General features: G+C 71.2%; 1 protein-coding gene. It reads right to left on the bottom strand.

From position 1 onward, the window contains the following. The coding region (locus F0L46_RS25395) for a hypothetical protein (protein ID WP_210247690.1) at positions 1–245 on the bottom strand (245 nt) is incomplete at its 3' end. Positions 246–316 lie beyond the last annotated feature (71 nt).

The raw sequence follows: 316 nt of genomic DNA, 5'->3' as shown, positions 1-316 counted from the left end.
ACCAGCGCGACCACTCCCAGCACCGCCACCCCGACGCTGATCAACTCGACCAGCCGCCACCGTCGTTGCCTGGCGACCAGCTGGCGGTAGCGGGGCAACTGCCGCAGACGATCCACGTGGGCCACCCACAGCGCACGGTCACTGGTCTGCGGGCCCACCGAACGCCCTCGCCACCACGCCAGCGCCGCTGCCGCGACCAGCAGCGTCGCCACCGCCACCCCAAGCCACCACTGGGTCAGTTCCATTGCTCAACCACCTCTCGGACCTGGCGCAGATGCTCGGTCACGTCCAGCGCCTCACCGCCGAACCGCGCCCC

It is taken from the genome of Salinarimonas soli, assembly GCF_008386575.1.
In the GTDB taxonomy this organism is placed as follows: domain Bacteria; phylum Pseudomonadota; class Alphaproteobacteria; order Rhizobiales; family Beijerinckiaceae; genus Salinarimonas_A; species Salinarimonas_A soli.
This window is presented reverse-complemented; position numbering and strand designations above follow the sequence as displayed.